Here is a 25,788-nt window from a genome sequence, read left to right on the forward strand (position 1 = left end):
GCGGAGCCGGCCTACCGGTCCGGCTACTGGTCCGACGAGAAGCGGATCGCCCCCTGGGGGATCCGCGCCCCGCACCAGATCCGGGCCCCGGCGCGCAGCTCGTTGTCAGGGCCGATCTCGGCGCGGTCGCCGATGACGGCGCCGTCCAGGACCGTACGCGCCCCGATGCGCGCCCCGGCGCCGACGAGGGAGTCGCGGACGACGGCGCCCGCCTCGATCACCGCGCCGTCCAGGACGGCGCTGCCGTCCACCCGCGCACCGGGCGCCACGCGCGCGCCCGCGCCGACGACCGTGCCGCCGGTGAGCTTGGCGTCCGGGGCCACCTCGGCGCCGTCGAGGACGAGGCGGTCGCCGCAGCGGCCGGGGACCGCCGGGGACGGGGCGCGGCCCATGACCAGGTCGGCCGAGCCGCGCACGAAGGCCTGCGGGGTGCCGAGGTCGAGCCAGTACGTGGAGTCGACCATGCCCTGGAGGTGGGCGCCGGCGGCCAGCAGCCCGGGGAAGGTCTCGCGCTCCACGGAGACCGGGCGGCCCGTGGGGATCTCGTCGATGACCGAGCGGTTGAAGACGTACGCGCCCGCGTTGATCTGGTCGGTGACGATCTCCTCGGGCGTCTGGGGCTTCTCCAGGAACGCCTGGACGCGGCCGGTGTCGTCCGTGGGGACCAGGCCGAAGGCCCGGGGGTCCGCGACGCGCGTGAGGTGGAGGGAGACATCCGCGCCGGTCGTGCGGTGGGTGTCCACGAGGGCCTCGATGTCGAGGCCGGTGAGGATGTCGCCGTTGAAGATCAGGACCGGCTCGTCCGGCGCCGAGCGCAGCCGGTGGGCGACGTTGCGGATGGCGCCGCCCGTGCCCAGGGGCTCGACCTCGGTGACGTACTCCAGGTGGAGGCCCAGCGCGGAGCCGTCGCCGAAGTACGGCTCGAAGACCTCGGCCAGGTAGGAGGTGGCGAGCACGATGTGCTCGACTCCCGCCGCCCGGGCCCGGGCCAGCTGGTGGGTGAGGAACGGGACGCCCGCCGCGGGGACCATGGGCTTGGGCGTGTGCACCGTCAGCGGGCGCAGCCGGGTGCCCTTGCCACCGACCAGGAGGATCGCTTCTGTCACCTTGTCGTCTCTGCTTTCCTGCCGGGGCCGGGCCGTGATCGGCGGCCAGTGTACGCAGAACGTGCGGTTCCGGCCGCGCCCGGTCAGCGTCCCTGGAGGCGGGAGGCCGTGGAGCGGGCCGTGCCGAGCCGGTTGTAGAGCTGGTCGCCGGGGCATTCGGTGGCGTAGCCGTCGCGGTGTCCGGAGATGGCCCTGAGCCTTACGGAGCTGCCCTTCTTGAAGAGGTTGCCGCCGCCCGAGACCAGGGTCGCGGTGCCGGCGGGGTTGACGCCGTAGAGGCCGAGCTTCCAGGCGGAGAGGGTCGCCACGGCGGTCAGCGCGGCGCTGGACGGATCGCTCCTCCCGAAGGTCCCGAGCACGGCGATGCCCATGCTGTTGGTATTGAAACCGAGAGTATGGGCGCCTCTGACGGGTTTCGCCACACCGCCTGCCCGGCCCTCGTAGACCGTGCCGCATTTGTCGACGAGGAAGTTGTAGCCGATGTCCCGCCAGCCGCTGCTCACCACGTGGTAGCGGTAGATGCCCCGGATGACGGAGGGGGACTGCCCGCAGCCGTAGCCGTTGCCGGAGGCGGTGTGGTGGACGAAGGCGGCGTGGACGGTCTTGTTGTAGACGAAGCCCTTCTCCCGGATCGACTCGTCGGCGCCCCAGCCGGCCCGGGTGACGATGCGCGGGCGGGGGCCGACGTAGCGGCCGGCGTCGAGGTCGGAGTCGGCGTCGGGGTCCGACACGTCGGCGCTCCCTTCCCCGTCGCCGTTGTCGGCACCGCTGTCGGGGGCGCCCTGCTGGGGCCTGTCCGTGGGTTCCGCCTCCGGGTCGGCGGCGCCGTGGCCGTCGGAGATCGGGTGGCCCTCGGCCACGTTCGTGCCGTCGACGTGGGTGGCCTCGACGTCCTTGGCCGACTCGGGCCTGCCGACGGCGGGGATCTCGGTGGCGCCCAGCGGGGCCAGCGGGAAGTTGGCGGCCGAGCTGGCGGCCTCCTCGTCGGAGGGGCCCGGCGCGGGGGGCGGGGCGCTGCGGCCCCGGGCGGCGCGGGGGCGGCCGGGCGCGGGGTCGTGGCCGGGGTCGACGAGCTCGACGCGCATCCCGGAGGGCAGGGCGGTGCCCTCGGCGAGCCGGCCCCCGGCGGCCGGTTCGGGGTTGACCCGGACCTGCACGGCGTCGGAGGCGCCCACCCACAGCGGGGCGGTGGAGCCGCGCAGGGTGCCGGCGCGGGACTCGGGCGAGTCGAGGTCGGGGCGGTCGTCGTCGTGCGTCTGGACGTCCCGCCACTCGGACCAGCTCCGGCCGCCGAGGGGGCGGGTGCGCACCTGGGCCCGGCCGCGCAGCTCCGTGGTGGCGTCGTCCCAGACGATGCCGACCAGCGAGAACGGCGGGACCTCCCGGGCGGGCAGCCCCTGGGGCCCGCGCACCCGGCCGTGTCCCGGGGCGGCCCGGTGGCCGGGGCCGAGCGGGACGAGCCGCAGCGAGTGCGTGGCGCCCGGCACCCTGGGCGGCGCGGCCGCCCGGGGGAGGGCGGGGTGCGGCGGGATCGCCACGGAGGGCGTGGCGGCGGCGGGGGCGGCGAGGAAGGACAGGGTCAGGGCGGCGGCGCAGAGGCTGGCGGCCGGGGGGACGAGATTTCCACGCATGCCAGAAATCCTGGACATATGCATACTAATCTGTCCATTGATCCGCTGACGGCGAGTCGGCTTCCCGGGCGTCCCGACGGCCCCGGGGACGCCTCCGTCCGACTGACCGTCACCCGGTGCGGCGCGTACGCTGGCGCCGATGAACGCCACCGATCGCACCCCCGCCGACCTGCTGCGTTCCGCGCTCGCCGCGGACCCGGCCCGCCCGCTCGTGACCTTCTACGACGACGCCACCGGCGAGCGCGTGGAACTGTCCGTGGCCACCTTCGCCAATTGGGTGGCGAAGACCGCCAATCTGCTCCAGGGCGAGCTCGCCGCCGAGCCCGGCGACCGGCTCGCGCTCCTGCTGCCCGCCCACTGGCAGACGGCCGTCTGGCTGCTCGCCTGCTCCTCGGCCGGTGTGGTCGCCGAGGTGGGCGGCGATCCGGCCGCCGCCGATCTGGTCGTCAGCGGCCCGGACACGCTGGAGGCGGCGCGCGCCTGCTCCGGCGAGCGCGTCGCGCTCGCCCTGCGCCCGCTGGGCGGCCGCTTCCCCGAGGCCCCCGCAGGCTTCGCCGACTACGCCGTCGAGGTGCCGAGCCAGGGCGACCGCTTCGCCCCGTACGCCCCCGTGGACCCCGGCGCCCCGGCGCTCGCCGTGGCGGGGGTGGAGCTGACGGGCGCGCAGGTCGTCGAGCGGGCGGCCGCCGACGCCGCCCGGCTCGGCCTCGGCGCGGGCTCGCGCCTGCTGTCCGGGCTGGCGTACGACACCTGGGAGGGCCTCTCGGCGGGCCTGCTCGCGCCGCTCGCGGCGGGCGGCTCCGTCGTGCTGTGCCGCAACGCCGACCGGCTGTCCGCCGACGCGCTGGACCAGCGGCTCACGAGCGAGCGCGTCACCGTGACGGCCCTGTAGACGCTGCCGGAGCGTCGCGTCCGGGCGATGATCGGGGTACGTGCCCACGGGCACCGGCGCCCCGGGCAGCGCCCGGACGCCGGGCCCCGCCGGGCGCGTACACCACCGACTCAAGCGGCGGAGGGACGCAGCGCAGCCGTGAACCGCCCAGGCATGTCCGGCCCGCCGGACGGCCCCTTCACCGGGGAGCCGTACGGCCGCCCGGTGACGCCCCGCCCGCCGGGCCGCCGGCGGTGCTGGCTGCGGCGGCTGGCGGCGGTGGCCGCGGCGCTGGTGCTCGTCGTCGCGGGGCTGGGCTGGGTGCTCTACGAGCAGCTCAACAGCAACATCACCACCGACGACGAGACCGCCGAGGAGCTGCGCCGCTGGGAGAAGCAGCGACCCAGCGCGCTGGTGCGCGGCGCCCAGAACATCCTCATCATCGGGTCCGACACCCGCAGCGGCTCCGGCAACGGCAAGTACGGCGAGGACAGCGGCAGCCAGCGCTCGGACACCACGATCCTGCTGCACCTCGCCGCCAACAGGAAGAGCGCGACCGCCGTCAGCCTCCCCCGCGACCTGATGGCGACGATCCCCAGCTGCCGCAAGCGCGACGGCACGTACACCAACGAGCGCTTCGCGCAGTTCAACTGGGCGTACGAGCTCGCGGGCACCGCCTGCACGATCCGCACCGTCGAGAACATCACACAGATCCGGATCGACCATCACATCGTCCTGGACTTCAACGGTTTCAAGAACCTCGTGGACGCCATGGACGGCGTGGAGCTCTGCCTGGACAAGCCCATGGACGACCGCGAGGCCAAGCTCCACCTGCCCGCCGGGAACCAGACGCTCAACGGCGAGCAGGCCCTCGGCTACGTACGGGCCCGCTACAGCCTGGGCGACGGCAGCGACACCGAACGGATGGGACGCCAGCAGAAGTTCCTCGGCGCCCTGGTGCGCGACATGCGCAGCGAGGGGGTGCTGCTCAACCCCACCCGGCTCTACCCCGTGCTCGACGCGGCCACCAAGTCGCTGACCACGGACGCCGGGCTGGACTCGCTCAAGAAGCTCTACGACCTGGTGCGCACCGTGCGGGACATCCCGACCGAACGGGTGCAGTTCCTGACGGTCCCCCGGCGGCCGTACGCGTTCAACAACGCGCGCGACGAGCTCGTCCAGCCCGACGCGGACCAGTTGTTCCGTCAGTTGCGGCTGGACCAGCCGGTGTCGGTGAACGCGCAGGTGCGCCCGGCCGACGACAAGCCGCGGGACGACCGGCACGGCCGGGGCAGGTCCGGGCGGGATCCGGGGCCGGAGGGGACCGACGGCTCCGGGACGGAGAGCGGCGAGGCGCCGCCCGTGCCCCCCGCCACCGCCGCGCCGCCCGCCGCACCGCCGGGGCCGCCCTCGCAGGCGCCCGTCGCGCCACGGACCGCGCCCGTCCCGTCCTCGGCGCCGGCCGCGTCCCTGGCGTCCCCGGCGTCCCAGACACCCCCCGCGAGCACGGCGCCCTCGCCGCTCTCCACCGTCCCGCCGACCTATCAGGGCACCACGGCGGCACGCGGGATGTGCGGCTGAGCGCCACTAAACGCCACAAACGCGATAAAACCGTCAAACGACCCGACCGGTTTTTCGTCTCCGCGTTCTCTCGGCAACCCTCTCCACAGCCCTCTCCGCGAAGGGATTGGGCAGATTGCCCAGTTGTAGGGGAGTGCAATTTGTCACGGGCGTCGCTTGACGCTGAACTGGGCGGATAGTGTGAGCGACCCGGTGCGCACCGCCGGGTTGACCGCGCACTGCACAGACGACGCTCCGAGCGCCTCAGGGGGGTAGGCGCCGCGTGGCACCGACGGAGGATTCAAGCGACCGTGGACGCGCAAGGCCGTGGGCGGGCGGGCGGTATCGACCCCGCCGACCAATGGGTGTTCGACCCCGAGACGGGCAGCTACGAGCTGCGTCTCGATCAAGCCGGGGAGCCCGCGACGGCTCCCCGTGAAGCTTCCGCCGCGGCCTCCGGCCCCGCCCCGCGCACCTCGCCCAGACAGGCTCCCGCCCGGCCGAAGCCCGGCGGCGGCCGTACCGTGCCGGGCCAGCGCGGCACGGCGGCCGGCGGCCGCCGGGGCGCCGGGGCCAAGGCGACGGCCGCCGGGCGGCGGCGCCCCAAGCCGAAGAAGAAGGCCGCCCGGAAGAAGAAGGTCCTGATGTGGACCGGCGGCACGATCGGCCTGGTGCTGGTGGTCTGCACGGTCGGCGGCTATCTGATCTACCAGCACCTCAACGACAACATCGACAAGATCGACGTCGGCATCAACAACAGCGTGTTCGACAAGGGCCCGCTGAACATCCTGGTCATCGGCACGGACAAACGCTCCGGCAAGGGCAACACCGGCTACGGCGACGACGGCAGCGTCGGCCACGCCGACACCACCGTGCTCTTCCACGTCTCCGAGGACCGGACGAACGCCACCGCGCTGTCCATCCCGCGCGACATGATCACGGACATCCCGGACTGCCCCACCAAGCAGAAGAACGGCTCCACGAAGACCATCCCCGGCTCCAAGGGCGTGCGCTTCAACGAGAGCCTGGGCCAGGAGGACCGCGACCCGGGCTGCACCTGGCGGACCGTCGAGCAGCTGACGGGCCTGAAGGTCAGTCACTTCATGATGGCCGACTTCAACGCCGTCAAGGAGCTCTCCTCGGCGGTCGGCGGCGTCGAGGTGTGCGTGGCCAAGGACATCAACGACCGCGACTCGCACCTGAAGATGACCAAGGGCCGGCACACCGTCGAGGGCGAGCAGGCCCTGGCCTTCGTCCGGACCCGGCACTCGGTGGGCTTCGGCGGCGACCTCAGCCGGATCGAGCTCCAGCAGCAGTTCCTGAGCTCGATGCTCCGGAAGATGAAGTCCGGCGACACCCTGACCAACCCCAAGAAGCTCTACGACCTCAGCGACGCCGCGACCAACTCGCTCACCGTCGACACCGGCATAGGCTCCATCAGCAAGCTGACGAGCCTGGCCAAGGAGCTCAGGAAGGTCAATCTCAAGAACGTGACCTTCGCGACCGTCCCCGTCCTCGACAACCCCGCCGACGGCAAGCAGCACAAGACGGTCATCCTGGACAAGCCCAAGGCCGAGCCGCTGTTCGCCATGGTCCGCCAGGACGTCTCCCTCACCGAGGAGAAGGAGAAGGAGAAGAAGGCGCAGGAGCAGGCCGACGCCAAGCAGGCGGCGCTGCTCCAGGGCCCGAAGGCGGAGCCCGCGAAGGTCCGGGTGAAGATCCTCAACGGCAGTGGGCGGGTCGGCGCCGCCCAGGAGACCGTCGCCTGGATGCAGAACAGCAAGGGCGTGGCGCACTCCAGCAACGGCGGCAACGCCGCAGGGGGCAAAAAGGACAAGACCCTGCTGGAGTTCGCCCCCAACCAGGCCGACCAGGCGCGCCGCCTCGCCGAGGACATGGGCCTGCCCGTCGACGCCCTGAAGCAGGCGACGGCCGACGCGCCCCCCACCGGCGAGATGACGCTCACCCTCGGCGCGGACTTCAAGGGCGCGGGCGTCCCGGTGTCCGCGCCGAAGAAGGCGCCGGAGGGGATTCAGAAAGTCGAAGCCGACGATGAGAACATCTGCGCCAAGTGAACCCCGACAATGGCCTTTCGCATCTCATAGCGCAGTAATACTCATTTAGGTACGACACGCCTGCCCATCGGGCCGGACACCATCCAGGGGAGGGCCCGATGCGGCAGAGCAGCGGCGTGCGGGGAGAGAAGTCCCGCGACGCCCGGGAGAGCGCGCCGGAGCAGAAGGGCGTCCCGGAGCAGAGCACGCCGAAGACCGCCGGCGCCAAGGGCTCCGGGGGCGCCGCGAAGGACACCGGGACGGACACCGGTACGGAGGCGGGCGACGCGAAAGGCGGCGCCCGCCGGCGCCGCATCGGCCGAATAGCCCGCTGGACCGCGCTCGGCGTCGCGGTCACCGTCCTCGGCGTCTCCGGGGCGGGGTACTTCTACTACCAGCACCTCAACGACAACATCCGCAAGAACAAGCTCAACCTCGGCGACAAGCAGCTCGACCGCAGCGTCGCCAACGCGGCCGGCCAGCGCCCGCTGAACATCCTCCTCCTGGGCTCCGACAGCCGGGGCAGCAAGGAGAACCAGGAGCTCGGCGGCGCCCGTGACGACGCCGACCGCCCGCCGCTCGCCGACGTCCAGATGCTCGTCCACGTCTCGGCGGACCGCAGCAACATGTCGGTGATCAGCGTCCCCCGCGACACCCGGGTGACGATCCCCAAGTGCACCGACCCCGACAGCGGCAAGGTCTACAAGTCGACCGACCGCCAGATCATCAACACCAGCCTGGTCAACGGCGGCCCGGGCTGCACGGTCGCCACCTGGGAGGAGCTCACGGGCATCCCCGTCGACCACTTCATGATGATCGACTTCTCGGGTGTGGTGAACATGGCCGACGCCGTCGGCGGCGTCCCCGTGTGCGTGGACGCCAACGTGCGCGACGACAAGTCCGGCCTGCGGCTGACCAAGGGCACCCACACCATCAAGGGCAAGCAGGCCCTCCAGTGGCTGCGCACCCGGCACGGCTTCGAGGACGGCAGCGACATCGGCCGCACCCACGCGCAGCACATGTACATGAACGCGATGGTCCGGCAGCTGAAGTCCGGCACCAAGCTCAGCGACCCGGGCCAGCTCACCGACCTGGCCGAGGCCGCCACCAAGGCCCTCACCGTCGACAAGGACCTCGGCTCCGTGAAGGAGCTCTACGACCTCGCCGACGACATCAAGCGGGTGCCGTCCGGCCGGATCACCATGACCACGATGCCGTGGACCACCGATCCGCAGAACCCGGACGCCCACGTGATACCCAAGCCGGGCGACGCCGACAAGCTCTTCGCGCTCGTGCGCAACGACATCGCCCTGGACGGCAAGGACAAGAAGAAGGACGACAAGAGCCCGGCGCCCACCGCCCCGCCCGCCCGCAAGAACGACATCGCGATCACCGTCTTCAACGGCACCGGCACGGCGGTGGAGCCGCCGGCCACCGGGCGGGGCTCGGACATCGCCGCGTTCCTCGTCAAGCAGGGCTTCGCCAAGGCGACCGCCGACTCCACGCCCCGGGCGCAGGCGGACACCACGATCACCTATCCGAGGGCCGGGCAGCGCGCCGACGCCCTCGCCGTGGCCAAGGCGCTCGGGCTGCCGGACACGGCGGTGCGGCACTCCCCCGAGGTCCGGCAGATCACCCTGGTCGTCGGCGGGGACTGGCGGACGGGCACGGCGTACCCGGCGGACGCGGCGGCGGGGGCGGTCGGGGGCGACCCCGGCACGCCGGACCCGTCGGGGACGCCCTCGGCCACCCCGTCGGGAAAGCCGACGGGCGAGAACAAGGCACCCGAGAGCTCGGACCCGCTCAACGGCGCGGACGCCTCGGCGTGCATGAAGGTGAACACGGCGAACCGGTTCTAGGCGGGGGCGGGGTCCGGGGGCCGCGCCCCCGGACCCCGGCCCGTCAGGCGGTGCGGCGGCTCGCGATGACCTTCTTCGCCAGGGAGCGCGGGCTGGTGAGGAAGCCGTAGCCCCACGACATGTGCATCGTCGCCAGCGCCACCGGGATCCGCAGCCGTGCGCCGGCCGGCAGGCCCTTGCCCGCCGGGACGGAGCCGGCCGTGATCGCCGCGAGGTAGCCGGCCGGGACGACCAGGCCCCAGGGGCTGACCGTCGCGCCCACGACGACGCCCGCCGCGATGGCGCACACGGCGGCCGGGGCCGCCAGATAGCGCAGGTTGATCGAGCCCTGGTGGTAGCGGGCCACGACATGGCGCCAGCGACCGTAGTTCTTGTACTGCTTGGCCAGCGCCCGCACGTTCGGGCGGGGGCGGTAGGAGACCTTGAGCTCCGGGGAGAACCAGATCAGCCCGCCCGCCTCACGGATCCGGAAGTTCAGCTCCCAGTCCTGGGCGCGGATGAACTCCTCGTTGTAGCCGCCCAGCTGCTCCAGCACCTCACGGCGGAAGACGCCCAGGTAGACGGTCTCGGCGGGCCCGGCCTGGCCACCGGTGTGGAAGGCCGCGTTGCCCACGCCGATCCGCGAGGTCATGGCGGCGGCCACGGCCCTCTCCCAGTCGTTCTCGCCCTCGGCGTGCATGATGCCGCCGACGTTCTGCGCGCCGGTCTCGTCGAGGAGCCGCACGGCGGTGGCGATGTAGTCCGGCGAGAGCATGCCGTGCCCGTCGACGCGTACCACGATCGGGTGACGTGATGCCTTGATCGCGGCGTTGAGCGCGGCGGGGGTGCGTCCCGTGGGATTCGGCACCGTGTGGACCCGGGAGTCCTCCGCGACGAGCTCCGCGGCGATCTCGTCCGTACGGTCCGTGGACGGACCGAGGGCGATGACCACCTCCAGCTCACCGGCATACTCCTGCTCCAGGATGTGCCGCACGGAGGTGCGCAGATGCCGCTCTTCATTGAGCACCGGCATGATCACGGAAACGGCTGGCAGCTGCTGATCGGGCATGGTTCCTCGGGGGTACGGGGGTCGGGATCACCACCCGGCGGACGACGGAAACGTCGGCCACGTTACCGCCAATGGGGGGCCGGGTTCCGCCCCGCCCGGGTGGCGGAGCGGGCGCGGACGGCGTGGGGCCGCAGACAGATCATCGTATGGGCCTACCTTGTGTCCGCATGGCGAGGGAAGCGTCACACCCGTCCCTGCCCGTCCCCGGCTCGCCGCCCGATCCCCGCGGAGGTCCCGCAGTGACCGCACCGGCCCGCTCCCCCGCCCCCCGCCCGGCCAACGCCCGCCACCGGACCCCGCCGCGCCCCCCGCGCTGGGGGATGCGGCTGGCCACGGTCGCCGCGGTGGCGGTGCTGGGCACGAGCGGCATCGGGCACGCGGTGGTCTCCGGGCTCTCCGGCGGGATCGGCCGCGTCGACGCCTTCGAGGGCCTGTCCAACCGGCCGGACGGCGGCCGGGGCATGAACGTCCTGCTCGTCGGCACCGACGGCCGCGACCGGATCACCGAGGACGAGCGCAGGCGCTACCGCCTGGGCGGCACCGCCTGTCACTGCACCGACACGATCCTGCTGGTGCACCTCTCCGCCGACCGCGAGCGCGCCACCGTCGTGGGCCTGCCGCGCGACACCTACACCGAGATCCCCGAGCGGGCGGACGAGTTCGGCCGGGTCCGCCCGGCCCACCCGCAGAAGCTCAACGCCGCCTACGCCGAGGGCGGCCCCGGGCTGACCGTGCGCTCCGTGGAGCGGCTGACCGGGCTGCACGTCGACCACTACATGGAGGTCGACTTCACCAGCTTCATGCGGACGGTCGACGCGGTGGGCGGGGTGCGGGTGTGCACCGTACGGCCGCTCAAGGACGCCTACTCCGGGCTCGACCTGCCCGCCGGCACCAGCAACCTCGACGGCGGCCAGGCCCTCCAGTACGTGCGCTCCCGCCATCTGGACGGGGCCGCCGACCTGGGCCGGATGCAGCGGCAGCAGCGGTTCCTCGCCTCACTGATGCACAAGGCGGCCGACGGCGGGGTGCTGCTGAACCCGGTGAAGTTCCAGGAGGTCGCCTCGTCCGTCGTCGGCTCGGTCCGCGCGGACCGGGGCTTCGGCACCGACGAGCTCGTGGACCTCGGCAAGGCGATGCGGAACCTGACCCCCGCCTCCACCGAGTTCATGTCCGTGCCGATCGCCGTGGCGGACTACCCCGTGCCGAACGTCGGCTCGACCGTGCGCTGGGACGACGCGGCCGCCGGCAAGCTCTTCCAGTCCCTGCGCGAGGACCGGCCCGTGGGCGCGGCCCCGGGCTCCCCGCACCACACCCAGGACGCCAAGCCGCCCGCCGAGGGCAATCAGCCCCCCGCCGCGTCCGTCGACGTCGCCCCCGAGCGGATCCGGGTCCAGGTCCTCAACGGCAGCGGCCGCCCGGGCCTGGCCCGGGGCGCCGACCAGGCGCTGCGGGCCACCGGCTTCCTCACCACCGGCCTGCCGGCCGACGCGCCACCGCCCGCGATCAAGCACACGACGATCACCTACGACCCGCGCTGGGACCGCTCGGCCCGCTCGCTCGCCACCGCCCTGCCCGGCGCCGAGCTCCGCCCGGCGCCCGGCCAGGGGCCGCTGATGAAGGTGGTCCTCGGCGAGGACTTCACCGACGTCCGGCCCGTCCGGGCCAAGGAGCCCGACCGGCCGGACCGGATCCCGGTGGTCACCGGCGACCAGGCGGTCTGCCCGGAGCAGACCTGAACCCGGCCCGTGCTCAGTCCTCGATGCCCTCGGCGGCCCGGTTCTGCCGCAGCTCCATGATCGCGCGGCGCCGGGCGAGCCGGTGTGTCCGCCGGATCTGCGCCTCCTGGTAGCGCCGCCGGTCCCGCTCGGTCTCGGGGACCACCGGCGGCACCTGCCGCGGCTTGCCGTCGGCGTCGACGGCTGCGAAGACGAGATAGGCGCTGCCGACCTGCACGGCCGGCGTGGACTCGTTCCACCGCTCGGCCAGCACCCGCACGCCGACCTCCATGGAGGACCGGCCGGTCCAGTTCACCTGCGCTTTCACATGAACCAGATCACCGACGCGGACCGGCTCCAGGAAGGCCATCTCGTCCATGGAGGCGGTGACCGCGGGCCCGCCGGAGTGCCGCCCGGCGACGGCGCCGGCCACGTCGTCCACCAGCTTCATGATCACACCGCCGTGGACGGTGCCCAGCAGATTGGTGTCGTTGCCGGTCATGATGTGGGAGAGCGTCGTGCGGGAAGCCGATGTCGGCTTGCCGGATATCTCCGGATCCGTGCCGCGGTCCTGATTGGTCATGTCCCCCAGTATGCGGGGACCGCCGGACACCCGGCCGGGCGCCCGGGTATCCGCAGAAGTCTGCATCAGCTCTGCAACAGGAACGCTCCGGTTTCCCACGCGCCCTGTGGACCGGCCCGCCGGGCAGGCACACTCGGTTGCATGAATGACTGGCCCGATCGGCGGAACGACGCGCCCGAGGAGCGGTACGGGCGCGGCAGCACTGGTACCGAGCCCGAGGGCGCCCGCGCGATGCCGCACGTACGGCGTCCCGCGCCGCCCCGGCAGGTCCCGCCCCAGCAGTACCGCCCGCCGCAGGACTACGACGCCCCGGGCCCCTCCGACGGCCGCGGCCCCTCCGACGGCTACAACACCGGACAGGTCTACGGGCACGGCAGCGGCGGCGGCCGCGGCGGCACCGGCCGGGGGAACCCCGGCGGCGGCGCGGGCGGACCGGGCGCGCGGGCCGCCGCCCCGGACTGGCGCAAGCGGATCAAGATCGGGGCGATCGCGCTGGTCGCCACGGCCCTGGTCGTCTCCGTGAGCACGTACTTCTGGGCCGACAGCAAGATGCGCCGCGAGGTGGATCTCAACAAGGTCGCCGACCGCCCGGCGGCGGGCTCGGGCACGAACTACCTGATCGTCGGCTCCGACAGCCGCGAGGGCCTATCCGACCAGGACAAAAAGGACCTCCACACCGGGTCGGCGGACGGCAAGCGCACCGACTCGATGATGATCCTCCACACGGGCGACAACGGCACCACGATGCTGAGCCTGCCGCGCGACTCCTACGTCACGATCCCCGCCTTCACCGGCGCGACGTCCGGCAAGCAGTACGCCCAGTCGACCCACAAGCTCAACCGGGCGTACTCCGACGGCGGCGCCGAGCTGCTGGTCCGGACGATCGAGTACAACACCGGGCTGCGCATCGACCACTACGCGGAGATCGGCTTCGGCGGCTTCCGCAATCTCGTGGACGCGCTGGGCGGCGTGGACATGTGCCTGGACAAGCCGGTCAAGGACCGGGACTCGGGCGCGGACTTCAAGGCGGGCTGCCAGACGCTGAACGGCGCGCAGTCGCTGGCCTTCGTCCGCCAGCGGCACCAGGAGGCCGACCAGGACCTGGGCCGGATGCGCAACCAGCAGAAGTTCCTCAACACGCTCGCCAAGCAGGCCGCCTCGCCCTCGACGGTCCTCAACCCCTTCCGGCTCTACCCCGTGATCGGCTCCGGCCTGGACACCCTCGTCGTCGACAAGGACATGGGGCTGTGGGACCTGGCGTCGATGTTCTGGGCGATGAAGGGCGTCACGGGCGGCGACGGGCAGCAGCTGACCGTCCCCATCGGCAACCCCAACCTGCCCACGCGCAGCGACGGCGAGGCCGTGGCGTGGGACAAGGTCAAGGCCAAGCAGCTCTTCGACCAGCTGAAGAAGGACGAGAAGGTCACGGCCGTCGCCCCGAAGTGACGATGGCGGTGACGACGATGGCGGTGGCCGTCAGGCGTCGTCGGGAGACGGCCCGGTCGTGTTGATCACGGCGAAGACCGCGCCCTGCGGGTCCTGGAGGACGGCCATCCGGCCGGCCACCATGTCGAACGCCGGCGCGAGCACATTGCCGCCCGCCTTGACCAGCGCGTCGACCGTGCTGTCGGTGTCGTCGACGGAGAAGTACGTCAGCCAGTGGGAGGGCGATCCGGGCGGGGAGTTCTCCAGGCCCTGCATCCCGCCGACCACCCGGCCCTTCGCCTTGAGGGAGAAGTAGCCGGGCGGCTCCTCGAAGGGCTCGGCCGCGAGGCCCAGGGCATCGGCGTAGAAGGCACCGGCCGCGTCGGTGTCGGCGGTGTTGAGCTCGTTCCACACCACCGCGCCCGGCTCGTTGACGACCCCGGAGCCGTGGAAGTCCTTGGCCTGCCAGATCCCGAAGACCGCGCCCGTGGCGTCGGCGACGACGGCCATCCGCCCGAGCGTCATCACATCCATCGGGTCCATCAGCGATGTACCACCGGCGTCCTTGATCTTCCCCAAGGTGGCATCGGCGTCCGCGACGGCCAGATACGTCGTCCACGCGGGCGGCGGCTTGGAGCCGCCCTCCTGCGCCATCGACGTCATGATCCCCACCACCGGCTTGCCGCGCAGCGTGCACACCGCGTACCCGCCCGTCTCGGGCGGCCCGGGCTCCCCCTGCCAGCCGAAGAGGTCGCGGTAGAAGTCGAGGGCCTCCCGCTGGTCGGGGACCACGAGATCGGCCCAGCAGGGCGTCCCGGGCACGTACGGCTTGGTTACCTCGGGCATGACGCGCGCCTCCCTGGCAGTACGGACACCCCCGCGACCACCTTCACCCGCCGCACGACGCTCCGCCACCGGAACAACGACGAACGGCCCCCGGCGGACCGTCGCCGGGGGCCGTTCGCGCGCTGCCGACGCGCGGCGCGTTAGGAGTTCCGGGCCGGTCGCACGCCCTCTTGACGGCAGGCCGCGTGAGTACGAGGGTCTTGCAACCGATCGCAACCGGCTCGGCAACGGAGGTCGCCATGACACTACGGTTCGTCGGGAAAGATCCGGAGTCAGGAGATCACGGCTCCCCGGCCGTCTGGGTCGACGAGAGCACGAAGGATCTCCTGTTCCAGGGCTGGAAGGCGGACGACCAGACGCGAAGGGCCTGCGCGGCGGACGTCTCGCAGCCCGACCACGAGGCAGTGATCCGGGTACCGAAGCGGATGATCCCGCTTCTGAGGGAGGCGCTTGATGTCGCAGAGCTTGAGTAGCTTCGCCGACCTGTTGCGGTCCGTGGAGCGCTCGGCGGTGCATCTGGAGATGCGCGACGCGTACGGAGTGGAGAACGAGATCGAGGGCTTCGCGGCCTGGAAGAAGGGGCACCGCCTCGATCCGGCAGACCGTGATTCCTGGTGGCGGCCCTGGCTGGACCTGGTGCAGGAGGTCACGGGCAAGGGCGTGACCATGCGCCGTGCCCGCATCGTGTCGGAGCCCGTCAGCGATTACATCCGATACGAGCACTCCGGGACGTTCACCAACGTCGCAGCCGGTGAGGACATCCGTTGGCTGCCGAGACGGCAGGCGTCGGACCTCGCACTCCCCGGCAATGACTTCTGGCTCTTCGACGGTCGAGTGGTGCAGTTCAACATCTTCGACGGCGACGGCCGATGGGTGCAGACGGACCAGACCGAGGACGCCGCCACGGCCAGGCTCTGCGCGTCAGCCTTCGAAGCAGTGTGGGAGCGCGCCATCCCTCACGAGAAGTACACGGTCTGACGCGGGCCGGGCCGGTCAGCTCATGTCTTCGTCCCCCTTCTCCAGCGCCCGAGCGGCACGGGCTGCCATCGCGTCCCGCCTGGACGAGATCCGGAGAGACGCAGGGCTCACAGGACACGAGCTGGCCGCCCGGTGCGGCTGGCACAAGTCGAAGTCGTCACGCATCGCCCGGGGCAGGACCCTGCCCTCCGATGCCGACATCAGGTCGTGGTGTGCGGCCTGCGGAGTCGAGGAGCAAGCGCCCGACCTGATCGCCGCGCCCCGGACCGCCGAGTCCATGTACGTCCAGTGGAAGCAGATCCACCGCGACGGAATGCGCCGAGTTCACCAGAAGACGACGCCCCTCTACCAGCGCACCCGGCACTTCCGCGTGTACGCCTCGAACCTCGTACCGGGGATGCTCCAGACCGCCGAGTACGCAACCGGTCTCCTCCGCTCCATCACGGAGTTTCAGCAGACCCCCGATGACGTCGAGGCCGCGGTGAAGGCACGCCTCGACCGCTCGCGGGTCGTGCGTGAAGGCGACCACCGGTTCGCCCTGCTCATAGAGGAAGCCGTTCTCCACTACCGGGTGTGCGACGACGAGGCCATGGCCGGCCAGCTCGGCCACCTTCTCTCGGTCATGGCACAGGCGAACGTCTCGCTCGGCGTGATCCCCTTCGGGGCTCGCCGGAGCATCTGGCCCCTGGAAGCGTTCTACGCCTTCGACGACGGGCTGGTGGCCGTCGAGACACTGACGGCCGAGATCAACGTGACGGCACCCGGGGAGGTCGGTACGTACCTCAAAGCCTTCGCGGAACTGTCGCAGATCGCCGTCCACGGCGCGCAGGCTCGGGCCCACATCACCAGGGCCATCGACTCCCTTGCCTGAATCTCTGCAACCGCATGCAACTTCCTGGCAGTTGCACTCCTCGGGTTCCTAGCCTCTTCGCCATGACCACGGATATCGGAGCAGCCACACAGCAAGCCGACGCCTTCATGGAAGGGAAGAAGAAGGCCGACGACGTCGCATTCATGCTCGGGCAGGTGCTCAAGACGATGGGCATCAAGGTGGGTGACCCGGACTCGTGGCCTCAGCTGACGGGACGCGCCTCGCTCCGTGGCGAGCCGTCCGTCTTCCTGGGGAGTGTCCCGCTGCCCACCGCCAAGAAGGTCGCGAACACCCTGGTCTACGCCGAGTCGGCTCGACGGTCGCAGGAGCCGTAAGGACCCTCTGGCGACATGGCCGCTCCGGTGTCCTCCCGAGCCTCCCGCTATCCCCAACGCAGTGCTGGAAGACGTCCCGAAAGCTGGAAGAGGAAACCGACTGCCGATCCATGCCGTGCCCGCTGGCCAGGTGTGGACCGGTGCACCCTCGCTGTCCCAATTCTCGCGATCGTGAGTGCCAGCGAGGCCGCGCAGAGGCTCAAGGGCGCGAACACCCCCGTAGCAAACCTCGGCACCACAGGGCGAAGCCGGGATTGCCAACGGCCCCAGCCCTAAGGCTGGGGCCGTTCGGTCAGGGACGCCCGATAGTCGGAGCAGGCACTGCGGTAAGAGACGAACTTATTTTCCTGAAGCGCTTAACCGTGCCTGTGCATCATGATGTGATCGACCACGTCCTCGTACGAGGTGATCGGAACCTTATTTTCCTGGGCGAACTCCACGGATTTCGAAACCGCTTTGCCAACCCCCCTGGCCGCAGGAATGACACCTACCTCCGTCACGACTTCAGCGGCCTTTCCGAGGGCCTCCGCATGCGGTGCGGTGGCTTCATGCTGTTCCGCTGCCCGCTCAACCCACCTGCCGACTTTAGATCCGGCTTCCGCTGACACAAGCTTCTCCCATAGTCCCATTCGACACTTCCTCTACTCGCACCGTGCCCCACCTTCAAGGTAATAGCGAATAACGCATTCCGCGAAGCCATGAAAAGGCAAATGTAAAAACCGCCAGGCATCACTCATTACGGCTCCGAACCCAGGTAACTGGACCAACACCGTGAACAGTCGCAGTGATCCATTGGATAGCAGGCATCACCTCAACACCACCCCCGGTCGTCAAACCAGTCGTCCGGGCAGGCGAACAGGAGGTTAGCGGCCTTCGGCACCTCGAAGCCCCCCCCGAGCGACTGGGGCCCGTCAGGCTGACTGAAGGTGGAGACCCGCCGAGCGGCGCTCATTTTCGAAATAAAACAGCCCCCGAGATGCCTCAGGGGCTGTGGAAGTGTGAAGTTGGGTAAGCGGCAGGTCGCTCAGCGAGTTGTGCTGGACATCGATTCCAGCACCGCCTCAGCCTTCTCCGTCAGATCGCCTCCGGCTTTGCCTGCCAGCGTGCTCAGGTAGCCGTCGCGGCGCGCTTTCTTCAGGTGGTCCTTGACGGTCTCCGGGCGGCGGTCGATCAGCCGAGCCAGCCAGGGAACCGGCGCAGGAGCCCCGGTGTCGGCCATGCCCTTGTACGTCGCCGCGAGCATGGCCAAGTACCGCTCCGAGACACCCTCGTCGGCTAGCAGCGCCCCCGCGGCCTCCCCCGACTCGTCGAGCCTCCGAGTCACGTCCTCCAAGGTGCGCTGGGCCTCGGGAGCCATCTTGGCCGCGTTCATGGCCGCCGCGATGTCCAGCCTGCGAAGCACCGTCGTGGAGATTCCGCGCACCACATCGCGAGGAGACGCGTCGTCGGCCGCCTCGACGGTGATGCGCTGCGGGCCGCCCGTCACCGGACCTGTCGGCCACCACATCCGGACCACCCAACCGCCCTGCTGCTGGCTGACCTCGAAGCCGCTTTCGTCCTCTCGCATGCCCCCCAGATTACATCACACGGGGTGGACCACCCTAGGTTGACAAGCGAGGGTGGATTGAGGCCAGACTGAGGCGCGGGCCGACCACGAGAAGACGACGCGGAGGCGGCCCACTCACCAACCAGAGAGGCCAGCACGGCAGTGGCAAGGGCATGGGTAGCGCGGTCTACGGACGACCCGAAGAAGTGGACCGCCTACTGGTACGACCCCGACGACAAGCAGCGGCAGAAGACGTTCGAGACCAAGAAGCGCGCTGACGACCACCGCAAGCGCAAGGAGCAGGAACTCGACGCCGGGACCTACCTCGACGACAAGCTGGCCAAACAGCCCGTGACAGCCGTCTGGCAACAGTGGACGAGCCAACGAAAGCTGGAGAACAGCACCAAGAAGCAGTACCGATCAATCCTGGCGACGACCATCGAGCCCTTCTTCAAGGCCCGTTCCATCGGCGCACTGAAGGTCGCTGACGTCGAGCAATGGCTGCTGTGGATGGAGACCGACCGCAAGCTGTCGGCCAGGACCCGCCGTCAGCGCTTCTCGTTCTTTTCCGGAATGATGGACTGGGCCGTGGTCAACGAGATCATCGGCCGTAACCCGTGCAAGAAGATCAAGCACGCTGGCAGCCGCGCCAAGGAGATACGGGAGCACAAGGCCAAGGCCCGGCGGCTCACGACGCGGGAGGTCCTGGCCATCCTGGACGGCTGCCCTCCCCGGTACCGCGCGATGGTCTGGCTGATGGCCGGCTGCGGTCTGCGGCTCGGTGAGGCCATGGGTGTGGCCCGCGACCAGATCGATTTCAAGGGCGAGACGCTGCGCGTCGACTTCCAGATCACCGAGGACGGCGAGACGGAGTCGGGAAAGAACAGCGCACTCCAGCGTCGGCACATCAAGGCTCGCGATGAGGAGGAGCCCGGCAGGATCGTGCCTCTTCCGCCGAACGTAGCGTTCGAGCTGCGGCGGCACATCAAGAACCACGGGACGTGGGGGCCGGAAGGCTTGCTGTTCCCCAACGTCACCCGGTCGGGCTACCTGTACGCCTCGTACTTCTACCCAAAGATCTGGCTGACCGCGCTCACCAAGGGCGGGATGTCCTACTGCAAGCCCCACGCCCTCCGGCACTACTACGGCTCCCGCATGCTCTATGCGGGCGTCCCTGAGAACGACGTGGCGGACTGGATGGGGCACAGCAGCACGGACGTGCTCCGGCAGCACTACCACTACATCTTCGAAGGTGCCGAGCAGCGCGGCCGCGCGGCCATCGCCACGATGCTCACGCCCGGCGCGGACGATCCCACCGAGCGGTCGGAGGTGGCCTGACCCACCCAGACGAACAGCCCCCGGCTCGACGCCGGGGGCTGTGTCGTTTGTGCAGGTCAGTGGCTGGTTTCGCCCCAGCGTCCGCCCAGGATTTCCCCAGCATGACGCCCACGACCGGCCCGAAACGGGCCCGACCGGGCCGGAAGCCGATCAGGGCTCACGAGCCGCCCAAGACAGCCTCTGACCTGCGAAAACGCCGCTACGGCAGGTTGCGGGCCATGACGATCCGCTGCACCTGGTTCGTACCTTCATAAATCTGCGTGATCTTGGCGTCGCGCATCATGCGCTCGACCGGGTAGTCACGGGTGTAGCCGTAGCCGCCGAGGAGCTGGACGGCGTCCGTGGTGATCTCCATGGCGGCGTCGGAGGCGTAGCACTTGGCGGCGGCGCCGAAGAAGGTGAGGTCGACGTCGACGCGCTCGGACTTGGCGGCGGCCGCGTAGGTCAGCTGACGGGCGGCCTCCAGCTTCATGGCCATGTCGGCCAGCATGAACTGGACGCCCTGGAAGTCGGCGATCGGCTTGCCGAACTGCTTGCGCTCGCGGACGTAGCCCTTGGCGTAGTCGAGGGCGCCCTGGGCGATGCCCAGCGCCTGGGCGGCGATGGTGACGCGGGTGTGGTCGAGGGTCTTCATCGCCGTGGCGAAGCCGGTGCCCTCGGCGCCGATCATGCGGTCGGCGGGGATGCGGACGTTGTCCAGGTAGACCTCGCGGGTGGGCGAGCCCTTGATGCCGAGCTTCTTCTCCGGGGCGCCGAAGGAGACGCCCTCGTCGCCCTTCTCCACGACGAAGGCGCTGATGCCCTTCGAGCGCTTCTCGGGGTCGGTGACGGCCATGACCGTGTAGTACTCGGAGACGCCGGCGTTGGTGATCCAGCGCTTGACGCCGTTGAGCACCCAGTAGTCGCCGTCGCGCACGGCGCGGGTCTTCATGCCGGCCGCGTCCGAGCCGGCGTCGGGCTCGCTCAGGCAGTACGAGAACATCGCGTCGCCCTTGGCGAGCGGGCTCAGGTACCGCTTCTTCAGGTCCTCCGAGCCGGAGAGGGCCACCGGGAGCGAGCCCAGCTTGTTGACCGCGGGGATGAGCGAGGACGACGCGCAGACGCGGGCGACCTCCTCGATCACGATCACGGTGGCGAGGGCGTCCGCGCCCGCGCCGCCGAACTCCTCCGGCACGTGCACGGCGTGGAGATCGGCGGCGACGAGGGCCTCGAGCGCCTCCTGCGGGAAGCGGCCCTCCTCGTCCACCTCGGCGGCGAACGGCGCGATCTTCGCCTCGGCGAGCGAGCGCACGACCTTGCGGAGCTCCTCGTGCTCCTCGGCCGGCCGGTACAGGTCGAAGTCCTTGTTTCCCGCCAAGGCGTACTCCCCAGAGAGTTAGCTACTGATTAGTAACCCCGATTCTAGGGGCGCACTTCGGGCCCGGACCACGTGAGCTTGCCGACAACCCGCGATCTCCCGCGATCGCCCCGGGATCCTTCCCGGGCAGCCCCCGACTATGCTCGGGCAACGCAATCCGGCCGTCGGGCCCGCACGCGGGCCGGGCGTTCAGCACCGCACAGCAATGGAGCACCGCATGGCCCTCAGGATCACCGTGATCGGCACCGGCTACCTCGGCGCCACCCACGCCGCGGCCATGGCCGAGCTGGGCTTCGAGGTGCTGGGGCTCGACGTGGTCCCCGAGAAGATCGAGACGCTCGCGCGCGGCGAGGTCCCGATGTACGAGCCGGGGCTGGAGGAGCTGCTGCGCAAGCACGTCGCCGGCATCGAGGGCTCGACCGGACGGCTGCGCTTCACGACCTCCTGGGAGGAGGTCGGCGAGTTCGGCGACGTCCACTTCGTCTGTGTGAACACCCCGCAGAAGCACGGCGAGTACGCCTGCGACATGTCCTACGTCGACAGCGCCTTCGCCTCCCTCGCGCCGCAGCTGCGCCGCCCCGCGCTGGTCGTCGGCAAGTCGACCGTGCCCGTCGGCAGCGCGACCCGGCTCGCGAAGCTCCTCACCGAGCTGGCCCCGGCGGGCAAGGACGTGGAGCTCGCCTGGAACCCGGAGTTCCTGCGCGAGGGCTTCGCCGTCCAGGACACCCTCCACCCCGACCGCATCGTCGTCGGCGTCGCGGGCGAGCGCGGCGAGAAGCTGCTCCGCGAGGTCTACGCGACGCCGGTCGGCGAGGGCTCGCCCTTCGTCGTCGCCGACTACCCGACCGCCGAGCTGGTCAAGACCGCCGCCAACTCCTTCCTCGCCACGAAGATCTCCTTCATCAACGCCATGGCCGAGGTCTGCGAGGCCGCCGACGGCGACGTGGTGAAGCTGGCGGAGGCCATCGGGCACGACGACCGCATCGGCAAGAAGTTCCTGCGCGCGGGCGTCGGTTTCGGCGGCGGCTGCCTGCCGAAGGACATCCGCGCCTTCATGGCCCGCGCGGGCGAGCTCGGCGCCGACCAGGCGCTGACCTTCCTCCGCGAGGTCGACTCCATCAACATGCGCCGCCGCTCCCACATGGTCGAGCTGGCGCGGGAGGCCGTGGGCGGCGACTTCCTCGGCCGCCGCGTCGCGGTGCTGGGCGCCACGTTCAAGCCGGACTCGGACGACGTCCGGGACTCCCCCGCGCTCAACGTCGCCGGGCAGATCCACCTCCAGGGCGGCCAGGTGACGGTCCACGACCCCAAGGGCATGGCGAACGCCCGCCGCCTCTTCCCGACGCTCGCCTACGCGGACACCGCCCTGGAGGCCTGCCGGGGAGCCCACGCGGTGCTCCACCTCACGGAGTGGGGCGAGTACCGGCAGCTCGACCCGGCGGTGGTCGGCGCGGTGGTCGCGGACCGGCACGTCATCGACGGCCGCAACGCGCTCGACGCCGCGCGCTGGCGTTCGGCGGGCTGGACGTTCCGGGCGCTGGGGCGGCCGAAGGCCTGACCCCTGGCGAGGGGGCCTCAAAACGCCGGACGGGCTGACAAAAGTCAGCCCGTCCGGCGTTTGAGGACGGCTAACCGTCCAACTGGTCGATCGTCGCGATCGACGGCCCCCGCTTCGCGGAGAGGTCGCGCGCGACCGCCTCCGCGTCCCGCAGGGCGCGCGTCGCGTTCTGCCACGTCAGCTTCGCCAGGTCCGTCTCCGACCAGCCGCGGCGCAGGAGTTCCGCGATCAGGTTCGGGTAGCCGGAGACGTCGGCCAGGTCGGCCGGGGTGAAGGCCGTGCCGTCGAAGTCGCCGCCGATGCCGATGTGGTCGACGCCCGCGACCTCGCGCATGTGGTCGAGGTGGTCGGCGACCGTCGCGGCCGTGGCCACCGGGCGCGGGCGCTCCGCCTCGAAGGCGCGGTGGACGGCCATGGCCTCGGCGGTGGTGTCGAGGTGGTGGAAGCCGTGGGCGCGCATGTTCTCGTCGGCCGCCTGCGTCCAGGCGACGGCCTCCGGCAGGATGAACTTGGGGACGAACGTGGCCATGGCCACGCCCCCGTTCGCGGCGAGCTCGCCGAGCACGTCGTCCGGCACGTTGCGCGGGTGGTCGCACACCGCGCGCGCCGACGAGTGCGAGAAGATCACCGGCGCCTCGCTGACCCGCAGCGCGTCCCGCATCGTGCCGGGCGCGACGTGCGAGAGGTCGACGAGCATGCCGAGGCGGTTCATCTCGCGGACGACCTCCTCGCCGAAGCGCGTCAGCCCGCCCGCCGCCGGCTCGTCGGTCGCCGAGTCCGCCCACGGGATGTTGTCGTTGTGGGTGAGCGTCATATAGCGGACGCCCAGGCGGTGGAGGGCGCGCAGCGTGGCCAGCGAGCAGTTGATGCTGTGCCCGCCCTCGGCGCCCATCAGCGAGGCGATGCGCCCCTCGGCGCGGGCCGCCTCCATGTCGTCCGCGGTCAGGGCGAGCCGGAGCTCGCCCGGGTAGCGGTCGACGAGCTGCCGTACGACGTCGATCTGCTCCAGCGTGGCGCTGACCGCCTCGTCGCCGGCCATGTCGGTGCGCACGTACACCGACCAGAACTGCGCGCCGACGCCGCCCGCGCGCATCCGGGGCAGGTCGGTGTGGAGCCCGGCGGCGCTCTGGTCGGTGGCGATGTCGCGCTGGTCGAGGTCGTAGCGGACCTGCTGGCGCAGGGCCCAGGGAAGGTCGTTGTGCCCGTCGACGACGGGGTGCGCGGCGAGCAGCTCGCGGGCGCGGATCAGTTCGTCCACGTGGTCACTTCCCGAATCCGAAGCCGGAGGCGCCTTCCACCTTGGCGCGCAGGCGCTTGCCCTTCTCGGTGGCCTGGTCGTTGAGCTCGTCCTGGAAGCGGCGCATCCGCTCCAGCAGCTTCTCGTCGTGGGCGGCGAGCATCCGGACGGCCAGCAGGCCGGCGTTGCGGGCGCCCGCGACGGAGACGGTGGCGACGGGGACGCCGGCGGGCATCTGGACGATGGACAGGAGCGAGTCCATGCCGTCGAGGTACTTCAGCGGCACGGGCACGCCGATCACCGGCAGCGGGGTGACCGAGGCGAGCATCCCCGGCAGGTGGGCCGCGCCGCCCGCGCCCGCGATGATCGCCTTGAGGCCGCGGCCGGCGGCCAGCTCCCCGTACTCGACCATCTCGCGCGGCATCCGGTGCGCGGAGACGACGTCGACCTCGTAGGGGATCTCGAACTCGTCCAGGGCCTTGGCGGCGGCTTCCATGACGGGCCAGTCGGAGTCCGAGCCCATGACGATGCCGATGAGGGGGGAGCCGGGAGAACTCATTCCGTGATCGTTCCTCGCAGGTATCCGGCGGCGTGCGCGGCGCGCTCGCGCACGTCCGCCAGGTCGTCGCCGTAGGTGTTGACGTGTCCGACCTTGCGGCCGGGCTTCACGTCCTTGCCGTACATATGGATCTTCAGTGCCGGGTCGCGCGCCATGCAGTGCAGGTACGCGTAATACATGTCCGGATAGTCGCCGCCGAGAACATTGGCCATCACGGTCCACTTGGCGCGCGGGCGGGGGTCGCCGAGCGGCAGGTCGAGCACGGCCCGGACGTGGTTGGCGAATTGCGAGGTGATCGCGCCGTCCTGGGTCCAGTGGCCGGAGTTGTGGGGGCGCATGGCGAGCTCGTTGACGAGTACGCGGCCGTCGCGGGTCTCGAAGAGCTCCACGGCGAGGTGGCCGACGACGCCCAGTTCCTTGGCGATGCGCAGGGCGAGCTCCTGGGCGTGCGCGGAGAGCTCGTCGGAGAGGCCGGGCGCGGGGGCGATGACGGTGTCGCAGACGCCGTCGACCTGGATCGACTCCACGACGGGGTACGAGACGGCCTGGCCGTGCGGGGAGCGGACCACGTTGGCGGCGAGCTCGCGGACGAAGTCGACCTTCTCCTCGGCGAGCACGGGCACGCCGGCCCGGAAGGGCTCCTCCGCCCCCTTGGCGTCGCGGACGACCCACACGCCCTTGCCGTCGTAGCCGCCGCGCACGGTCTTGAGGACGACGGGGAAGCCGTCGCCCTCGGCGGCGAAGCGCTCGACGTCGGCGGGGTCCGCCACGATGCGGTGCCGTGGGCAGGGCACTCCGATCGCGTCGAGCTTCGCGCGCATCACGCCCTTGTCCTGGGCGTGCACCAACGCGTCGGGCCCCGGGCGGACGGGGATGCCGTCCGCTTCCAGGGCCCGGAGGTGCTCGGTGGGTACATGCTCGTGATCGAAGGTGATCACATCGCAGCCTTGTGCGAACGCACGAAGGGTGTCCAGGTCGCGGTAGTCGCCGATGACGACATCGCTCACCACCTGGGCCGCCGAGTCCTGGGGAGTATCGCTGAGCAGCTTGAACCTGATGCCGAGGGGGATGCCCGCCTCGTGGGTCATACGGGCGAGCTGACCGCCACCGACCATGCCGACTACCGGGAACGTCACTCCCCCAGAGTATCCGTACGTACGAACCACCCCGACCTCCCCTGGACGATCCTCCAAGTCAGGAGCCTTTCCTTCCGGCGGCGGCGAGGTGTCACCAAAGCGGCAATTCCGGGCGTTCGCCGTTCGTTCACCGACTCTCCGGACGGGCGCCGCGGCGGGCTCGTTAGCATGAAGG

The 25,788-nt window shown here is 71.0% G+C and carries 22 protein-coding genes; 12 read left to right on the forward strand and 10 right to left on the reverse strand.

The genetic code is table 11. The features are described from left to right. Nucleotides 1-23 precede the first annotated feature (23 nt). A complete protein-coding gene (gene manB / locus ACX9I7_RS22935) occupies nt 24-1,106 on the reverse strand; it encodes a mannose-1-phosphate guanylyltransferase (protein ID WP_387568460.1) in 1,083 nt (360 codons plus the stop codon). Between the two features lie 83 nt (nt 1,107-1,189). Beyond that, nucleotides 1,190-2,737 carry a peptidoglycan recognition protein family protein gene (locus ACX9I7_RS22940; protein WP_387568462.1) on the reverse strand — a complete coding sequence of 516 codons (1,548 nt, stop codon included), beginning with the start codon at nt 2,735-2,737 and terminating at the stop codon, nt 1,190-1,192. Nucleotides 2,738-2,876: 139 nt separating this feature from the next. Between ACX9I7_RS22940 and ACX9I7_RS22945 the strand changes: the two genes are divergently transcribed. The 4 genes from ACX9I7_RS22945 to ACX9I7_RS22960 all read left to right on the forward strand — a co-directional run bounded on the left by ACX9I7_RS22945 (nt 2,877) and on the right by ACX9I7_RS22960 (nt 9,081). Next, nucleotides 2,877-3,629, forward strand: coding sequence for a TIGR03089 family protein (locus tag ACX9I7_RS22945; protein WP_387568465.1), 753 nt, complete (start codon nt 2,877-2,879; stop codon nt 3,627-3,629). A 138-nt stretch (nt 3,630-3,767) separates the two neighbouring features. Continuing rightward, nucleotides 3,768-5,189, forward strand: a complete 1,422-nt coding sequence (locus ACX9I7_RS22950) for an LCP family protein (RefSeq protein WP_459388358.1) — start codon at nt 3,768-3,770, stop codon at nt 5,187-5,189. 290 nt (nt 5,190-5,479) lie between these two features. Next, entirely contained in the window at nt 5,480-7,243 is a 1,764-nt protein-coding gene (locus tag ACX9I7_RS22955; RefSeq protein ID WP_459388359.1) for an LCP family protein, read from the forward strand. A gap of 98 nt (nt 7,244-7,341) precedes the next feature. Beyond that, nucleotides 7,342-9,081, forward strand: coding sequence for an LCP family protein (locus ACX9I7_RS22960; protein ID WP_387568472.1), 1,740 nt, complete (start codon nt 7,342-7,344; stop codon nt 9,079-9,081). A 43-nt stretch (nt 9,082-9,124) separates the two neighbouring features. Here ACX9I7_RS22960 and ACX9I7_RS22965 read toward each other — a convergent pair whose 3' ends face one another. Further along, the gene (locus tag ACX9I7_RS22965) at nt 9,125-10,129 is read right to left on the reverse strand and encodes a glycosyltransferase family 2 protein (RefSeq protein ID WP_459388360.1); all 1,005 of its coding nucleotides are present in this window, start codon (nt 10,127-10,129) and stop codon (nt 9,125-9,127) included. A 239-nt stretch (nt 10,130-10,368) separates the two neighbouring features. Between ACX9I7_RS22965 and ACX9I7_RS22970 the strand changes: the two genes are divergently transcribed. Next, a complete protein-coding gene (locus ACX9I7_RS22970) occupies nt 10,369-11,865 on the forward strand; it encodes an LCP family protein (RefSeq protein ID WP_459388361.1) in 1,497 nt (498 codons plus the stop codon). Between the two features lie 13 nt (nt 11,866-11,878). Here ACX9I7_RS22970 and ACX9I7_RS22975 read toward each other — a convergent pair whose 3' ends face one another. Then, the gene (locus ACX9I7_RS22975; RefSeq protein ID WP_126914447.1) at nt 11,879-12,427 is read right to left on the reverse strand and encodes an acyl-CoA thioesterase; all 549 of its coding nucleotides are present in this window, start codon (nt 12,425-12,427) and stop codon (nt 11,879-11,881) included. A gap of 141 nt (nt 12,428-12,568) precedes the next feature. Here ACX9I7_RS22975 and ACX9I7_RS22980 point away from each other — a divergent pair, with 141 nt between their 5' ends. After that, a complete protein-coding gene (locus ACX9I7_RS22980) occupies nt 12,569-13,873 on the forward strand; it encodes an LCP family protein (protein ID WP_459388362.1) in 1,305 nt (434 codons plus the stop codon). Nucleotides 13,874-13,903: 30 nt separating this feature from the next. Here the strand turns inward: ACX9I7_RS22980 and ACX9I7_RS22985 are convergent, their stop codons facing one another. After that, complete coding sequence (locus ACX9I7_RS22985) at nt 13,904-14,698, reverse strand: VOC family protein (protein ID WP_459388363.1); 795 nt, start codon at nt 14,696-14,698, stop codon at nt 13,904-13,906. Nucleotides 14,699-14,937: 239 nt separating this feature from the next. Between ACX9I7_RS22985 and ACX9I7_RS22990 the strand changes: the two genes are divergently transcribed. The 4 genes from ACX9I7_RS22990 to ACX9I7_RS23005 all read left to right on the forward strand — a co-directional run bounded on the left by ACX9I7_RS22990 (nt 14,938) and on the right by ACX9I7_RS23005 (nt 16,882). Next, on the forward strand, nt 14,938-15,171 hold the full coding sequence (locus tag ACX9I7_RS22990) for a hypothetical protein (RefSeq protein ID WP_358629928.1): 234 nt from the start codon (nt 14,938-14,940) through the stop codon (nt 15,169-15,171). Beyond that, on the forward strand, nt 15,152-15,676 hold the full coding sequence (locus ACX9I7_RS22995; protein WP_459388364.1) for a DUF6879 family protein: 525 nt from the start codon (nt 15,152-15,154) through the stop codon (nt 15,674-15,676). The genes ACX9I7_RS22990 and ACX9I7_RS22995 overlap by 20 nt, the downstream gene beginning before the upstream one ends. 22 nt (nt 15,677-15,698) lie before the next feature. Then, a complete protein-coding gene (locus ACX9I7_RS23000) occupies nt 15,699-16,547 on the forward strand; it encodes a helix-turn-helix domain-containing protein (protein WP_459388365.1) in 849 nt (282 codons plus the stop codon). A gap of 62 nt (nt 16,548-16,609) precedes the next feature. Beyond that, a complete protein-coding gene (locus tag ACX9I7_RS23005; RefSeq protein ID WP_459388366.1) occupies nt 16,610-16,882 on the forward strand; it encodes a hypothetical protein in 273 nt (90 codons plus the stop codon). A gap of 1,024 nt (nt 16,883-17,906) precedes the next feature. Here the strand turns inward: ACX9I7_RS23005 and ACX9I7_RS23010 are convergent. Beyond that, entirely contained in the window at nt 17,907-18,449 is a 543-nt protein-coding gene (locus tag ACX9I7_RS23010) for a hypothetical protein (protein ID WP_459388367.1), read from the reverse strand. Nucleotides 18,450-18,590: 141 nt separating this feature from the next. Here ACX9I7_RS23010 and ACX9I7_RS23015 point away from each other — a divergent pair, with 141 nt between their 5' ends. After that, the gene (locus tag ACX9I7_RS23015; protein WP_459388368.1) at nt 18,591-19,766 is read left to right on the forward strand and encodes a tyrosine-type recombinase/integrase; all 1,176 of its coding nucleotides are present in this window, start codon (nt 18,591-18,593) and stop codon (nt 19,764-19,766) included. 199 nt (nt 19,767-19,965) lie between these two features. On the opposite strand, the gene ACX9I7_RS23020 is transcribed toward ACX9I7_RS23015, so the two are convergent. Then, nucleotides 19,966-21,123: an acyl-CoA dehydrogenase family protein gene (locus ACX9I7_RS23020; protein ID WP_459388369.1), complete on the reverse strand. Its 1,158-nt coding sequence runs from the start codon at nt 21,121-21,123 to the stop codon at nt 19,966-19,968. A 217-nt stretch (nt 21,124-21,340) separates the two neighbouring features. Here ACX9I7_RS23020 and ACX9I7_RS23025 point away from each other — a divergent pair, with 217 nt between their 5' ends. Next, nucleotides 21,341-22,681, forward strand: a complete 1,341-nt coding sequence (locus ACX9I7_RS23025) for a UDP-glucose dehydrogenase family protein (protein ID WP_459388370.1) — start codon at nt 21,341-21,343, stop codon at nt 22,679-22,681. Nucleotides 22,682-22,751: 70 nt separating this feature from the next. Here ACX9I7_RS23025 and ACX9I7_RS23030 read toward each other — a convergent pair whose 3' ends face one another. From ACX9I7_RS23030 to ACX9I7_RS23040, 3 genes are read right to left on the reverse strand one after another with little or no spacing between them, the layout of a single operon-like run. Beyond that, nucleotides 22,752-23,939 carry a dipeptidase gene (locus tag ACX9I7_RS23030; protein WP_387568503.1) on the reverse strand — a complete coding sequence of 396 codons (1,188 nt, stop codon included), beginning with the start codon at nt 23,937-23,939 and terminating at the stop codon, nt 22,752-22,754. A gap of 4 nt (nt 23,940-23,943) precedes the next feature. Beyond that, on the reverse strand, nt 23,944-24,477 hold the full coding sequence (gene purE / locus ACX9I7_RS23035) for a 5-(carboxyamino)imidazole ribonucleotide mutase (RefSeq protein WP_126914452.1): 534 nt from the start codon (nt 24,475-24,477) through the stop codon (nt 23,944-23,946). Next, the gene (locus ACX9I7_RS23040; protein WP_229820534.1) at nt 24,474-25,592 is read right to left on the reverse strand and encodes a 5-(carboxyamino)imidazole ribonucleotide synthase; all 1,119 of its coding nucleotides are present in this window, start codon (nt 25,590-25,592) and stop codon (nt 24,474-24,476) included. The genes purE and ACX9I7_RS23040 overlap by 4 nt, the downstream gene beginning before the upstream one ends. Between the last annotated feature and the right edge of the window lie 196 nt (nt 25,593-25,788).

This window comes from Streptomyces sp. L500 (genome assembly GCF_054551825.1).